10 protein-coding genes are annotated in these 13,932 nt (G+C 67.1%); 6 read left to right on the top strand and 4 right to left on the bottom strand.

The window, feature by feature from the left end; genetic code table 11:
• Positions 1-41: 41 nt before the first annotated feature.
• The 3 genes from JZ791_RS07870 to JZ791_RS07860 are packed head-to-tail and all read right to left on the bottom strand — an operon-like array spanning position 42 to position 4,268.
• Entirely contained in the window at positions 42-1,988 is a 1,947-nt protein-coding gene (locus tag JZ791_RS07870; RefSeq protein ID WP_308162830.1) for a hydantoinase B/oxoprolinase family protein, read from the bottom strand.
• Positions 1,989-1,993: 5 nt separating this feature from the next.
• Positions 1,994-4,039, bottom strand: coding sequence for a hydantoinase/oxoprolinase family protein (locus JZ791_RS07865; protein ID WP_216893525.1), 2,046 nt, complete (start codon positions 4,037-4,039; stop codon positions 1,994-1,996).
• 16 nt (positions 4,040-4,055) lie between these two features.
• Entirely contained in the window at positions 4,056-4,268 is a 213-nt protein-coding gene (locus JZ791_RS07860) for a hypothetical protein (protein ID WP_216893524.1), read from the bottom strand.
• Between the two features lie 188 nt (positions 4,269-4,456).
• On the opposite strand from JZ791_RS07860, the gene JZ791_RS07855 reads away from it, so the two are divergent.
• The 5 genes from JZ791_RS07855 (at position 4,457) to JZ791_RS07835 (ending at position 12,350) form a co-directional block, all read left to right on the top strand.
• Positions 4,457-5,566 (top strand): LuxR C-terminal-related transcriptional regulator, encoded by a 1,110-nt coding sequence (locus JZ791_RS07855; RefSeq protein WP_216893523.1) that lies wholly within the window; start codon positions 4,457-4,459, stop codon positions 5,564-5,566.
• 153 nt (positions 5,567-5,719) lie between these two features.
• Positions 5,720-7,786: a hydantoinase/oxoprolinase family protein gene (locus tag JZ791_RS07850; RefSeq protein ID WP_216893522.1), complete on the top strand. Its 2,067-nt coding sequence runs from the start codon at positions 5,720-5,722 to the stop codon at positions 7,784-7,786.
• A gap of 9 nt (positions 7,787-7,795) precedes the next feature.
• A complete protein-coding gene (locus JZ791_RS07845; RefSeq protein WP_216893521.1) occupies positions 7,796-9,718 on the top strand; it encodes a hydantoinase B/oxoprolinase family protein in 1,923 nt (640 codons plus the stop codon).
• Between the two features lie 355 nt (positions 9,719-10,073).
• Positions 10,074-10,841 carry an SDR family NAD(P)-dependent oxidoreductase gene (locus JZ791_RS07840; protein WP_216893520.1) on the top strand — a complete coding sequence of 256 codons (768 nt, stop codon included), beginning with the start codon at positions 10,074-10,076 and terminating at the stop codon, positions 10,839-10,841.
• Between the two features lie 45 nt (positions 10,842-10,886).
• A complete protein-coding gene (locus JZ791_RS07835; protein WP_216893519.1) occupies positions 10,887-12,350 on the top strand; it encodes an aldehyde dehydrogenase family protein in 1,464 nt (487 codons plus the stop codon).
• Positions 12,351-12,438: 88 nt separating this feature from the next.
• Here the strand turns inward: JZ791_RS07835 and JZ791_RS07830 are convergent, their stop codons facing one another.
• On the bottom strand, positions 12,439-12,810 hold the full coding sequence (locus tag JZ791_RS07830; protein ID WP_216893518.1) for a nuclear transport factor 2-like protein: 372 nt from the start codon (positions 12,808-12,810) through the stop codon (positions 12,439-12,441).
• A gap of 230 nt (positions 12,811-13,040) precedes the next feature.
• Between JZ791_RS07830 and JZ791_RS07825 the strand changes: the two genes are divergently transcribed.
• A complete protein-coding gene (locus JZ791_RS07825; RefSeq protein ID WP_216893517.1) occupies positions 13,041-13,931 on the top strand; it encodes an SDR family NAD(P)-dependent oxidoreductase in 891 nt (296 codons plus the stop codon).
• The last annotated feature ends 1 nt before the right edge of the window (position 13,932 follow it).

The following is a 13,932-nucleotide window of genomic DNA, read 5'->3' as shown; positions in this document are numbered from 1 at the left end:
GATTCTGGATTGTCTTGTGCGGGTGCGGAAGTGCGCCTATCTCAGCGAGATGCGCGCAGTACCGCGGTGGCTTGTTCGTCGATGCGCAGACCTTCGGGGTCGTTGTGCGGATCGCCGAGGACGACCACTGCGTAGTCGCGGGCCGCGCCGGCGATGCTGACGTACTCGTCGCGCACATCGCACAGCACCTTGTCCGGGTCACGCTCGAACGGCCTGCCCCAGCCGCCGCCACCGTTGGTCAGGCAGCGCAGCACCGATCCGGCCTTCGTCTTCCACGTCTTCTCACTCGCGAAATAGTGGTAGCTGCCGTTGTCCGGGTCCAGGGCCTTGGTCCGTGGATCGAGCACGCCGGCGACCGGGGTGCTGTCCGCGTAGACCTCGGCCGCGGTGCCGATCAGATCGGCCGGGCCGCCGGTTCCGTTCTGCGGCGGGAAGATCCAGATGGCACCGGTCGGTCCCGCCTGCCCGCCGTTGGCGCCGACACCGCTGGGTTCCTTGGTGCGGAACGGCGACAGGTAGTGGTCGGCGTCGGTGAGCCACAGCGTGTCCTTGAGATTGGCCGCGCCACCGCGGTGTTCGCCCGCTCCCCCGGTGTCGATCGCGTGTTCCTTGCGCAACATCACGACCGGCGAATCGTGTTCGATGGTCTCGGTGGCCGGGTCCAGGTTGTTGAGGTTGAACAGCACCGTGTAGCTGTCACCGTCGGCCTCCTTCGTCGCACCCCACGGGCCGTGTTCGCCGCCGCACTGGGTGGCGCTGGTCCACGGTGTGCCGTCGGGGCGCAGCCCGTTGGCGTTGTGGGTGTTGGTGGAGCCGTAGTCGCCGCCGACGCCTTCGGCGCCCAGCACCGGGTTGAGCGCGTCGAAGATCGCCGCGATCAGCGCACCGGAGGACTCCCAGAACATCATGGGCGCGCCCTCGGGCGGCATCGCGGTGAGGAAGGTGCCGGGCGGCGCGACCAGATCGATCGTGCGCCAGGTGCCCGAGGTGAACGGAATCTCGGGATCCAGCAGCATCGTCAAGGCCACCCCGAGCGCCGTTTTCGCGTCCAGCACACCGCAATTGATGCAGGTGCGGGCCTGCGCCGACGTCCCGGACAGATCGGCCTCGATCAGCGATCCGCGTTTGCGCAGGGTGACGTGCACGGTGTAGTCGACGGTGTCGTCCAGGCCGTCCGCGTCCACGCTCGCCTGGCCGGTGTAGTCACCGTCCGGGATGCCCGCGATCGCCTCGCGCATCTGTTCGGCGGAAGTATCACAGGCATAGGTGAGGGTGCCGAGATACGCTGCCAGACCGTATCTTTCGATGTTCTCCAGGATCAGCCGCTCCCCCAGCCGCAACTGCTGATGCATACTCTTGAAGTCCGGCAGCAACATCGCGCCCCAGCGGGTGTTGTCGAAGATCAGGCTGAAGGTCGAGCGCACCGGTTCGTCCCTGGACCACAGCAGCATCGGCGGAATGACCAGGCCGTTCTCGAAGACGTTCATCTTCGTCGCGGAGAAGCCGCCGGGCACCGTGCCACCCATATCCAGTTGGTGGGCACGCATATTCACGAACGACACGATCTTGCCGTCCACGAATACGGGCCGGGTGAACAGCACATCGTTGACGTGTGTGCCGCCGCGATAGGGATCGTTGCAGATCAGTACATCACCCGGCGAGAGATTCTCCGGGCCGAACTCCTCCACCGCATTACGCCCGGCGTCGGGCATGGTGCCCAGGAACGGGGTGAGGCTGTTGCTGACCACCGCCATCCGGTAATCCTGTTCCGGCGGACCGCTGATGGTGCACGCGAAGTCGTACCAGTCGCGGATGATCGGTGAGAACGCCTCCCGCAGGAAGGCGGTGGACATATGGCCCACAGCGTATTTCAGCCGGTTGACGATGACCGACGCGGTGAACCGATCACAGCCGTAGGCGGCATGGAACTGCTCGTCGGACACCTCGCGGATACGCACCGCGTGGTCGATGGGGTTGCTGGCGCTCACGGCCTTCACTTCCTTCGGATGACGAGTTCGCCGTAGCGGCCGACGGTCATGCGCTGACCGGCGCCGACGTGCGTGGTGGACAGCCCCTCGTTGACGATGATCGGGCCGTCCAGCTCATCGCCGGCCCGCAGCGCGTCGCGGTGGTAGACAGCGGCCTGCTGCCCGGATTCGATATCGGCCGCGTCGAGATCCCCGAGGTAGCGCAGCGTGACGGTGCGAACCGGGGTCAGCGGTTCATCCGGACCGCGTTCGGGCACCGCCGGATAGTTCACCTTCGGGGTGTCCAGGACAGCGCGCACCCGGAAGGTGACGCCCTCGACCGGCACCATGTCGAACCGGTTGCGGGAACGCTCCTGGTAGGTGTCGTGGAACGAGCCGATCATGGTCGCGACGGCCGCCTCGTCGATGACGCCACCCGGCACCGGCACGAACGGGGTGTCCCAGCTCTGACCGACCAGATGTCCGTCGAAACTGCGCTCGAAACTCGCCTGCGCGTCGTGTTCGAGCCGCTCGCGCAACTGCGCTTCCATCTCCGCGAACAGGGCGTCGATCCGCGGCGCCACCTCGGGGGTGAGGACCGTGTAGGCGCTGCGGTTCACAGTGAAGACCTGATCCGCCGACAGCAGGCCCAGCGCCGAGAACAGTCCCGGATTCGGCGGCACGATCACCTGTCTGCAATGTACGGCGTCCATCGCCGCGGGCAACAGCATCGGGCCGGCGGCGCCGTAGGCGACCAGGCTGTAGTCGCGGGGATCGACGCCGTTCTTGATCGCGACGTTGAACACGCCCTCGGCGATATTGTGCACCGCCATCTCGTAGGCATACCGAACCCGTTGCGCGAGTGTGAATTCCGAATCCAGCCGTTCGAACGCCCGACGCGACAGCGCGGGGTCCAGGCTCAGTTGACCGCCGGCGAAGGTTTCGCCGTCGATGATGCCGATCAGCAGGCAGGTGTCGGTCGTGGTCGGCTGCTCACCACCGCGGCCGTAACAGGCCGGACCGGGTGTCGACCCCGCACTGCCCGGCCCGACCTGGATCTCCCCGGTCTGCCCGATGCTCACCAGGCTGCCGCCGCCGGCGCCGATCGCGGTGACATCGTTGGCCAGCGCGTTGACCACCAGATCGTGTTCGAGTTCGAAGGTCGTATTCACATACGGCTCACCGTTGGTGACCACGCTGATATCGCAGGAGGTGCCGCCCACATCCGCGCACAGCAACCGCGATTCACCGATCAGCGCACCGAAATGCGCACTGGCGACGGTACCGGCGGCCGGGCCGGAGAATACGATCCGGAACGGATGCTCCATCGCCCGATGCGAGGGCACCAGCGTCGCCGCGCAATCGGCGAAATTCAATTGTCCGGTGAAACCCAGGTCGGCCAAGCCTTTTTCGAGTTTCGCGGTGTAATCGGCGTAGATCAATTTCATCAGCGCGTCGACCACGGTGGTGGAGGCGCGGGCGTATTCCTTGGCCAGCGGCGACACCTCGCTGGACACCGAGCACGGCACATCGCCGAGCACCTCGCGAACCAGCTCTCGCAGCCGCAACTCGTGCGCGGGGTTGACGTAGGCGTTGATCAGGCAGATCGCCACACCGGCGACGCCACATGCGCGCAACACCTCGAGCTCGGCGCGGGCCTGCGCCTCGTCGAGCTCGAAGAGCACACCGCCGTCGGCGGTGACGCGCTCGTGGATCCCCCTGCGCAGGTAGCGCGGGATCAGTGGGCGGGCGGCGTCACCGAAGCTGCGCCGCCAGCGCGGATCGAGAATGGCCTCCGCCGGTCGCCACACCCGGCCCATATCGAGGATGTCGCGGTGGCCCTCGGTCGCGAGGAATCCGATCTTCGGCAGCCGGCGAGTGATCACCGCGTTCAAACCGTGCGTACTGGCGTGATTGAACACCGCGGAGTTCTCGACACCGAGCAGCGCCGCACCCTGCAGCACCGGTTGGGTCACATCGGAATAGTCCGTGGAGACTTTCGCGGTGTGGATTCGCCCGTCCCGCAATGCCACCACATCGGTGAATGTGCCGCCCACATCGACTGCGATCATCGTTGATCCCTTTTCACTACAGTTGGTCGGAAAGAAGCTGAATGGGCCCCAGGCGCGGTCCCCGCACACGACTGACGGAATGCAGGCAGTTCTGGCACTTGACCACGTCGAACCAGCCTCCCTCCGAGTTGACGGGATACCGCCGCAACTCCCCGCCGCACCGGGGGCACGCCCCCTCGACGAGTTCGCGCTCCAGACGCGGCGCCTGGTCGTTCGGGTCCTGGCTCATCCGTTCAACTCCACTGTCGAGTCGGTAACCGGCGCTCGTGCGCCGTTGCACCGACGGTATGGGAGGTGAGACGTGCATCACTATCCGCAAACCGCCGGTATTGATCCGGAAAACGAAGACGGCGACCACACCCGGTGAAATATTGGATATATTATGCTTTAAGTGAGATGCATCACGGGAGTGTGGATATGAGCAGTTCACCGATCCGGTCGGAGTCCGCCGAGTTGGCGGCAGCGGTGCGGGAGATCACCGACGAAGCCGGCCGCTTGCTCGATCGCGAACCGTTCCGCGCACAGCCGCGCACGGGCCGTTCGCCCGACGTCCCGGCCCTGGGCGACCTCTGGGATCTGGTGACCTTCGAGGCACTGCGCGAAGCCGACGGCGGCGTCCCCGCGCCAAGCCGGCTCACCGACTTGATCGGGCTGCTCGGCCGGATCCGCGAGGCGGAGGCGATGCGGGCTCAGCTGCGGCTCACCGACCGAACTCACACCTTGTCCAAGGTGCACGGCGCGCTCGCGCGAGTGAGCGATGCCCGATCCGTGGATTCGCTACTGGCCCGGGCCCCCGAAGCGGCGTGCGGTCTCGGATTCGACCGCGCGCTGGTGTCCACGGTCGACGGGACGTGGCGGCTGCACACGATGTGCGTCGTCCGCGAGCCCCGCTGGGCCGAGGAGATCGTCGCGGTGGGCCGGGAGAACCCGCCCGTGCTGGATCGCGGCCTGGTCGAGAACGACACCGTGGTCGACGCCCGCGCCGTACTCGTCTCCGAAGTCCAGGACAACCCCCGGGTCAATCGCCCGCTCGCCCAGATCACCCGATCGTCCTCATACGGGATCGCGCCGCTGCTGGTCGACGGTGAGGTGGTGGGGCTGGTGCACGGCGACTGTTATCACCAGCGGCGCGTGCTCACCGAGGTCGATCGGATGGTGCTGTCGGCTTTCGCCGACGGCCTGAGCCAGCACCTGGCGAGAGTCACTGTGCTGGAAGGTATCTCGTCGATACGATCGCAGATCGACGGGCTCGCCGGATGGCGCGCCCCCGCGTCGGCGAGCACCGGATCCCTCGCATCGAGCCACGTCGACGATGCGGTCCTGACCCGTCGCGAGGTGCAGATCGTCCGGCTGATGTCGCAGGGAGACTCGAACGGCAGGATCGCCCGCCGGCTGACCATCTCCGAGGCGACGGTGAAAACCCACATCACGCGCATTCTGCGCAAGCTCGGTGCGGCCAACCGTGCCGAGGCCGTATCCATCTGGCTGCGCGGTTCCGGCACACCGGGTTCGGCCGCCCGGGTCTGACCCGTGATCGACCGAGTCGGCCGAAGGTCGTACGAATCCCCGACCCGCGCCGGATGTAGCGGGCTTTGCCTCGAGGAACAGTGAGCTGCACCACAAGAGCGGTGCGTGTGACCTGTTCACGCCGCCGCGGCACCTGGCACTGGAGGCGCAGCAATGACGCGGAGCGAGCGAGCCGCCGACTGGATCGTCGGCATCGATGTGGGTGGCACCTTCACCGACATCATCGGCCTGAATCGGAACACCGGGGAGATCCGCGACGGGAAAGTCCTGTCCACCCGGGAACAGGAGGCCGGTGTGCTGGAGAGCATCTCGGCCATCGACATCGAGATTCCCGATGTCGCCGAAATCGTGCACGGGCACACCGTGGGCATCAACGCGTTGCTCAGCCGCACCGGCGCGCCGACCGGCCTGATATCGACCCGCGGGCACAGGGACCTGCTCGACATCGGCCGCATGCACCGCGAATTCGGTGACCGCTTCTACGACCCCACCTGGGTGCGCCCGCATCAGGAGCGCCCGATCGTGGCACGCGCATCCCGCTACGGGGTCGCCGAGCGGTTGCGCTACGACGGTTCGGTACTGCTGGCACTGGACGAGGAGGCCGTCCGCGAGGCCGCACGCGAACTGGCCGGCCGGGGCGCCGAATCGGTGGCCGTATGCCTGCTGAATTCCTACACCAATCCCGAGCACGAGCGCCGCGCCGCGGACATCGTCGCCGAGGAACTGCCGCACGCTTACATCCAGACCTCCGCGCTGTATCCGGTGGCCAAGGAGCACGAGCGCACCACCACCGTGGCCTTGGACGCGTATGTCGGGCCCACTGTCGTCGGCTACCTGAACCGCCTGATGGACCGCCTGGCCGAGCGCGACTACCGCGGCACGCTGTGGATCATGATGATGAACGGCGGTGTCGCGACGTTCGCCGATGCAGGGAAAGCGCCTGTGTTCCAACTTGTCTCGGGACCTGTCGGCGGTGTGAGCGGCAGTGTGAAGCTGGCGAACGAGGGCGGTTCACCGAATCTGCTGACCATCGACGTGGGCGGCACCAGCACCGATGTGGCCGCGATTCGCCAGGGCAAGACACCGCTCACCGACACCTGGACGCTGGAAACCGGGCTCACGCTGACCATGCCGCTGGTCGATGTGGAAAGCATCGGTTCCGGCGCGGGCAGCCTGATCCGGCCCAACGCCCTGGGGAACGTCGCGGTCGGACCGGCATCGGCCGGGTCCGATCCCGGACCGGTGTGTTATCGGCGCGGCGGCGCCGAACCCACGCTCACCGACGCCTGCGCCGCGCTCGGGATTCTGCAACCGGACCTGTTCGCGAACGGCGCCATCCGCCTCGATGTCGACGCCGCGGTGGCCGCGCTCGCCCGGACCGGCGCGCAGTGGGGTATGTCGGCCGTCGAACTCGCCTGCGCCGCATACGAAGTCGCGTGTCAGGATATCGCGGCGAAGGTCCGCGCGATATCGGTCTACCGCGGCCTGGACATCCGCGAGTTCGCGTTGCAGCCCTCGGGGTCGGCCGGTCCGATGCTCGCCGACCGGGTCGGGCAGATTCTCGGCATCGACAAGGTCATCGTTCCGTCGAGTCCTGGCCAGTTCTCGGCCCTGGGGCTGCTGCGCAGCGATCTGATGGTCACCCGCGCACAGTCGATCATGACGCCGTTGCTGCCTCAGAACGCCGGCACGATCGAGCTCGCGTTCACCGCACTCCAGGATCGCATTCGCGACGAACTCGAAGCCCAGGGCGCCGACGTCGAGCGCATTCGCTTCGAACGCGCCGTCTTCGCCATGTACCGCGGCCAGACCTGGGACAACCGGATGCCCATCACCGCGCGGACGCTCACCGCCGAGGTCGCGGCCGCGCTCGTCCCCGACTTCCACGAGTTCTACCGGGAGTCGTACGGATTCGCCGCGACCGAGATTCCGATCGTGGTGTCCACGGTCGAGGTCACCGCGATCATCACGCGCGAACACCGCAAGCCGGCGGCAGTCCCTGGGGAAGGCGAATCATTCCTGCGCACAACGCCACTCACCGTCCCGGGCGCCACCGAGCCGATCGAGGTTCCGATCCACATCCGCGAGCGTCTCGGCCGCGGCGAGAAGGTGCGGGGTCCCGCACTCGTCGCCGAGAAGTACGCGACGACGCTGGTGCTGCCCGGGCGGACCGCGTCGCTCGACGACGACCTGAATCTGATCATCGAGCCGCGGAGCTGAGGAACGATCATGACCATCACCACCCCCGAAACCACCGGTCCCGCCGTGGATGTCGAGCTCGACATCCTTCGGTACGGCCTCACCGAGGTCGCCCGCGAAATGCTGGATTCGCTGATGCGCAGCGCGTTTTCGCCGGTGTGCCGCGACATTCTGGACTGCACCGTCGTCATCCACATGCGCACCGACGAGGGCTGGGAGGCCGCCGCGCTGTGGGAGGGTTGCATGCAGCACGCCTTCGTCGCCCCGCACATCGCCAATTTCGTGATGGACGACTGGGATATCGACACCATGCGGCCCGGGGACGTCGTGTTCACCAATGATCCCTGGCGCGGCTCGCTGCATCAGGCCGACGTCAATCTGTTCCGGCCCGTATTCGTCGACGGCCGAGTCGAATTCCTCTTGCAGTCGACCTCGCATCTCGTCGACCTCGGCGGCCCGATCCCGGGCGGGTTCTCCAACGGCGCGCAAACCCATTTCGAGGAGCAGCTGAAGCTACCGCCGACGTTGCTCTACGCGGGCGATGTGCCGGTGCGCCCGACCTTCAACTTCCTGCTGGAGAACAACCGGGTGCCCCAGCTCGTACTCGGTGACCTGCGTGCCCTGCACGGCTGCCTGGTCGTGGGCGAACGCCAGCTGCGCGATCTGATCACCCGCGGCGGGCTGGCGCAGGTTCGCGCGGCCGGGCGATACGCGATCGACGCCACCGAGGCGAGCATGCGGCGCGGTATCGCGGGCATTCCCGATGGGGACTACAGCGCCGAGGACTTCCTCGACGAGGACGGCGTCACCGACGAGCCGATTCCGGTGAACGTCACCGTGAAGGTGCGCGGTGACCGCATGGAGATCGATTTCTCCGGTTCGGGGCGTCAGCCGCTGGGTAACTGCGGGACCGCCTGGTGTGAGGCGGGACGATGCATCGAGGCGGTGAAGCTGATGGTCGATCCGTCGACTCCGGTCAACAGCGGCACCCTGCGGCCGATCGACGTCCTGCTGCCCGCGGGCAGTGTGGTGCAGGTCCTGCCGCCGTCGAGCTGCTCGAGCCACGCCGACATCGGCCCGCGCGCCATCAATGTGGTGACGCAGGCGCTGAGCCAGGCGGTCGAGGAGTCCTTCGCACCCGATACCGGCACCGCGCTCTACGTGGGCTTCAGCGGTATCGACAGCCGGGCGGGGCACGAGGGAACGCCCTGGGGCGCATACGGTCTCGCGGGCGGCGGCTGGGGCGGAACCTGGAAGCAGGACGGTGTCTCCTTCTGCGTCGTCCCGATCGGCAACTGCCGCACCTCGGTTCAGGAACATGTCGAGATCGAGAGCCCGCTGGTGGTCGTGCAGCACGAGATCGTGATCGATACCGCCGGTGCGGGGCAGTTCCGGGGCGGACTGGGGTCGGTCTACTCGATCTACGCCGAATCCGACACGCTCGTCACCGTCGTCGCCGATCGGCTGCGCCGCGGCGCTCCCGGTTCGAAAGGCGGTGGCGCGGGCGCCTCGGCCTACGGCTGGTACATCGCGAACTTCGATCTGGCCACCCACGGCGACCCGCTCGATCTGCGTGGCGCCGAACCACTGTTCGGCATGTTCGACGAGCACGGCCGACCCGATCCGAACAGCGGCGAATTCGGTCGCGGCGCGCGCTACACCTCCGGCAAGTTCTCCAACCTGCTGTTGCGGGCGGGCGACGCCATTCGCTTCGTCATCGGCGGCGGAGGCGGTTGGGGCGATCCGCTCGTGCGCGACACCGAGCGCGTCGCGAGCGATGCGCGGGCCGGGTTGGTGAGCGTCCAATTCGCCTCCGACGCATACGGAGTCGTGATCACCGACGGTGCGGTGGACGAGACGGCCACAACGGCGCGGCGCGCGCGTCTGGCCGCGGAACGTGAGCAGGGGCGCTGGCAGGTGCCGGTGGCCAACCCCGTCACCTGGATCATCTGAGAGAAGGGCAATCCCATGGCAGTCGATCGACTCCTGTTCCCCCGTCCCGACACGCCGCGCGTGTACGTCGAGCGGACTCCCGTCGACGGGACATGTCCGGAGTGTGGCGCGGCGAGCCTCGCCCGCTACCCCGTGGCCAACTACCTCGGCCCGCGCATGGTCGTGAAGTGCCAGCAGTGCTTGCACCAAATATCGGTGACTCGCCCCGAGCCAGAAGACCATTGGCCCGCTTGGCGGTCCCCCGCCCGGGACTGGCCCGCCTCACGGGTCGGCTGAGAACGCACCGCCCGGCGAATCGGCACGGCCTGTCCGCGCGAAACATCGTGCGCGGCAAAACGATTGAAAGGACCTGATCATGACGGGACTGTTGCTCGACGGGAAAGTCATACTCATCACCGGTGCGGCCGGTGGGATCGGGCGGGCCGCTTCGCTGCTCGCCGCACGGGAAGGGGCGCGGCTGTCGCTGACCGACGTGTCCGAGAATGGCCTGGAAGAAATCACCGAACAGGTTCGCGCGAAGAGTGCTGAGGCCCTTGCCCTTCCGGCCGATCTCACGGACGGCGAGTCGGTGAACGCGATGGTCGCCGCGGCGGTCGAGCACTACGGACGCCTCGATGGCGCCTTCAACAACGCCGGTGTCAGCGGCGGACAGATCGGGCAGGGCGGCCGTCGCGTCGGTGAATGGGACGAGACGGCCTTCGATCGAGCCATCGCCGTGAACCTCAAGGGCGTGTGGCTGTGCTTGCGCGCCGAGTTGCGGCAGATGGAATCCCAGGGCGGCGGCGCGATCGTGAACACCGCCTCGCTGGCGGGCCTGACCGGCTTCAAGACCACCGCCGGATATTCGGCCGCCAAGCACGGCGTGATCGGCCTGACGAAGACCGCCGCGATCGAGTACGCGCCCACCGTCCGGATCAACGCGGTGTGCCCGGGCTACACCGACACCGATCTGATGAAGGACGCCAAGCGCCGCAGCGGCGACGCGATCATGGCGCGCATCCCCTCGGCGCGCCTGGCGCAACCGCAGGACATCGCGGAGATGGCCTGCTGGCTGTTGTCCGACCGCGCCGGGTACGCCACTGGCGGCGAGTTCGTCGTCGACGGTGGATATATGGCTGGATAGCCGAATTGCCCTGCCCTCGAACGTTTCTCGCAAAGGATCGAATTCATGACTGCCCTGATCGGTAAGGCCGCGAGCTATATCGACGGTCGCTGGATCGCCGGCGACGGTGAGCCGATAGCCTCGATCAACCCCAGTACCGGCGAGCGACTGGCGCTCACCCCCTCGACGGGCCCGGCCCAGGTGGCCGCCGCGGTGTCCGCCGCGCGACGCGCCTTCGACGGCGGCCAGTGGAGCCGTCTGAGCCCGGCCGACCGCGGCAAGCTGCTGCACCGTTTCACGGATCTGCTCCTGGAACGGCGTGAGGCCATCGTGCGACTGGCCGCCACCGAGATCGGCACCCCGATCAGCAGTGCACCGACGCTGCATGTGGATCTACCGGCGAAGTTCTTCCGGTGGTTCGCCGACGCCGCGGCGCGCGGGCCGCGCGACGGATACGAACAGCCGCTTCCGCTGGACCACGATCCGATCATTTCCAGCAGCATGCTGGTGCGCGAACCCGCCGGAGTGGTGGCCGCCATCGTCGCCTACAACGTGCCGGTCATGATGTGCGCCTATAAGCTGGGCGCCGCCCTGGCGGCGGGTTGTTCGACGGTGCTTGTGACCTCCCCGCGTGCGATTCTGCTGACCTCGGCGATCGTGCGATTGTTCGAGGAGGCCGGATTTCCTTCCGGCGCGGTGAATCTGGTCTTCGGACCGCCGGGAACCACGGCACTGGTGGTCGAGGCGCCGGAGGTCGACATGGTGAGCTTCACCGGCTCCGCCGCGGTGGGCAGCAAGATTCTGGCCCTCGCCGCGCCGACGTTGAAGAAAGTAGTGCTGGAGCTGGGCGGCAAGTCGCCCAATATCGTGCTGCCCGGAACCGACCTGGAGCGAGCGGTGCCCGCCTCCGCACTCCGCTTCACCCGCAACAGTGGCCAGGCCTGTGGCGCGACCACACGAACTCTGGTGCCGCAGAAGGACTTCGAGGAGTACGTCGAACGATCGGCGACCTTCCTGCAGAGCCTCACCGTCGGCGACCCGCTCGCCCCCGACACGATCCTCGGACCGCTCATCACCGGCGAGCACCGCGACAAGGTCGAAGGGTTCCTGACCCGCGCACGGGACGCGGGTGCGCGAGTGCCCATCGGCGGCGGCCGCCCGCCGGGGCTGGACGAGGGTTTCTTCCTCGAGGCGACGCTGGTGACCCACGTGCCCAGCGGGTCCGAGATCGCCCAGGAGGAACTTTTCGCACCGGTGGGCGTGGTGCTGCCCTACACCGACCTCGACGACGCGGTCCGCATGGCCAACGATGCGAAATACGCTCTGAACGCCAATGTCTGGGGACCGACGCCCGACGCCCTCGCCTTCGGCCGCCGCCTTCGCTCGGGCACGGTCACCATCAACGGCGGCGGCGCGATGCGCGCCGACGCCCCCTGGGGCGGCCCCGGCCACAGCGGGATCGGCCGTGAAGGCGGCGAGGAGGGCCTGCGCGAATTCTTCGAGATCAAACACATGCAGTGGCCTTTGTAGGTCGAAGCCCCTGCCGCAGTTGCCGCACGCCGAAAGCGCGCCGACCGAATTTTCCGGTCGACGCGCTTTCGGCTGGCACACTGGGCCTTTACGGCTGGACACCCATCTCCGGGCCGATGTACTCGCGCACCCGCACCGCCTTACCGTCGCGCGCCTCCACGATCTGGACAAGGTGCAGTTTCATCTTCTGGCCGTTGATCTGAACCTCGGTCGAGGCACGGTTGAAGAAGCCGTCCTCAGTGTAGGTGATTCCCTCGGCGTGGAAATCGGGGACGCCGTCGTCGCCGGAACGCTCGTAGACGGCGGCGACGGCCTCGGCCACAGAGACCCACTTGTCGTCCGCGCTGTGCCACACCTGGCAGTCCTCGGTGCTGATCTCGCGGAACAGGTCGATATTCTTCAGCGCTTTGACCCAGTTTTCCGCGAGTTCGACGGTCGCCTGGTCGGGTGTGGTGCTCATCGGTGGTCGGTGCCTTCCTATCAGGGGGTGCAGGTGGCCTGCGTCACTCATCATGTCCGCGGGCGGACGCGTCGCATGTCCAGATATTTGGACACTTCGTGGCGGCGGAACCGGACCTTGCATACGATATTAAATATAGTATTTTGTGCTCGAGGCGCACCGAGCACGCACAAACCCGTGACGTCGGTGGCGGTCATGCTGCCTGCGAAGGCCTGAACGAGGAGAATTTCATGCTGTCATTCGACGGACGCGTCGCCATAGTCACCGGTTCGGGACGTGGCCTGGGCGCGTCGCACGCCAAGTTCCTGGCATCACGGGGTGCGGCGGTAGTGGTCAACGATCTCGGTGGCTCGGCCCAGGGCACCGGAGCGGACAGAACTCCGGCGGAACAGGTGGTGGCCGAGATCGTCGCCGCCGGCGGTCGCGCGGTGGCGAACTTCGATTCGGTCACCGACGCGCCGGAGGGCATCGTGCGGACCGCGATCGACGCGTTCGGCCGCCTCGACATCCTGGTCAACAACGCCGGCATCAACCAGGTGCACGCCTTCGACGCCGGCATCCTGCCGTCGATCCGCAAGCATATGGAGGTCCACTTCTTCGGCACCGCCGGAGTCACCGCCGCCGCCTGGCCGCACCTCATCGAGAGCGGATCCGGTCGCGTCGTGAACACCACCTCCCCCACCCTGATCGGCTTCCCGGAGCAGACGCCCTACGTCTCCGCGAAGGGCGCGATCTTCGCCTTCACCCGCACCCTCGCCTTCGAGGCCCAGGAGGTAGGCATCAAGGTCAACGCCATCGCCCCCACCGCCGCGACCCGCATGTCCGACGAAGCGGACCTGCCCGACGATTTCAAGCAGTTCATGCGCGACAACCTGCCGACCTCGCTGGTCAGCCCCGTGGTCGCCTATCTGGCGCATCAGGAATGCGCCGTCAACGGCGAGGTTCTCCAGGCCCAGGGCGGCGAGGTCCAGCGACTGGTACTCGGCTTCAACAAGGGCTTCACCAGCAAAGAACTCACCCCGGAGCTGATCCAGCAGCACCTCGACGAAATCCTCGATCCCGCCACGCACGAGCCGTTCAAGACGATCGATGAACAGGACCTCAGCGCCGTCGGCAAGTAAG

This window comes from Nocardia alni (assembly GCF_019038435.1).
Classification (GTDB): Bacteria; Actinomycetota; Actinomycetes; order Mycobacteriales; family Mycobacteriaceae; genus Nocardia; species Nocardia alni.
Note: the sequence above shows the minus strand (reverse complement) of the source record. Positions and strands in the feature narration are given on the sequence as shown.

What these genes read in the sequence shown, in the direction of transcription:
- JZ791_RS07845 (WP_216893521.1), top strand. Translation starts at nt 7,796, where the DNA reads ATGACCATCACCACCCCCGAAACCACCGGTCCCGCCGTGGATGTCGAG.
- JZ791_RS07835 (WP_216893519.1), top strand. Translation starts at nt 10,887, where the DNA reads ATGACTGCCCTGATCGGTAAGGCCGCGAGCTATATCGACGGTCGCTGG.
- JZ791_RS07850 (WP_216893522.1), top strand. Translation starts at nt 5,720, where the DNA reads ATGACGCGGAGCGAGCGAGCCGCCGACTGGATCGTCGGCATCGATGTG.
- JZ791_RS07840 (WP_216893520.1), top strand. Translation starts at nt 10,074, where the DNA reads ATGACGGGACTGTTGCTCGACGGGAAAGTCATACTCATCACCGGTGCG.
- JZ791_RS07825 (WP_216893517.1), top strand. Translation starts at nt 13,041, where the DNA reads ATGCTGTCATTCGACGGACGCGTCGCCATAGTCACCGGTTCGGGACGT.
- JZ791_RS07855 (WP_216893523.1), top strand. Translation starts at nt 4,457, where the DNA reads ATGAGCAGTTCACCGATCCGGTCGGAGTCCGCCGAGTTGGCGGCAGCG.
- JZ791_RS07860 (WP_216893524.1), bottom strand. Translation starts at nt 4,268, where the DNA reads ATGAGCCAGGACCCGAACGACCAGGCGCCGCGTCTGGAGCGCGAACTC.
- JZ791_RS07865 (WP_216893525.1), bottom strand. Translation starts at nt 4,039, where the DNA reads ATGATCGCAGTCGATGTGGGCGGCACATTCACCGATGTGGTGGCATTG.
- JZ791_RS07830 (WP_216893518.1), bottom strand. Translation starts at nt 12,810, where the DNA reads ATGAGCACCACACCCGACCAGGCGACCGTCGAACTCGCGGAAAACTGG.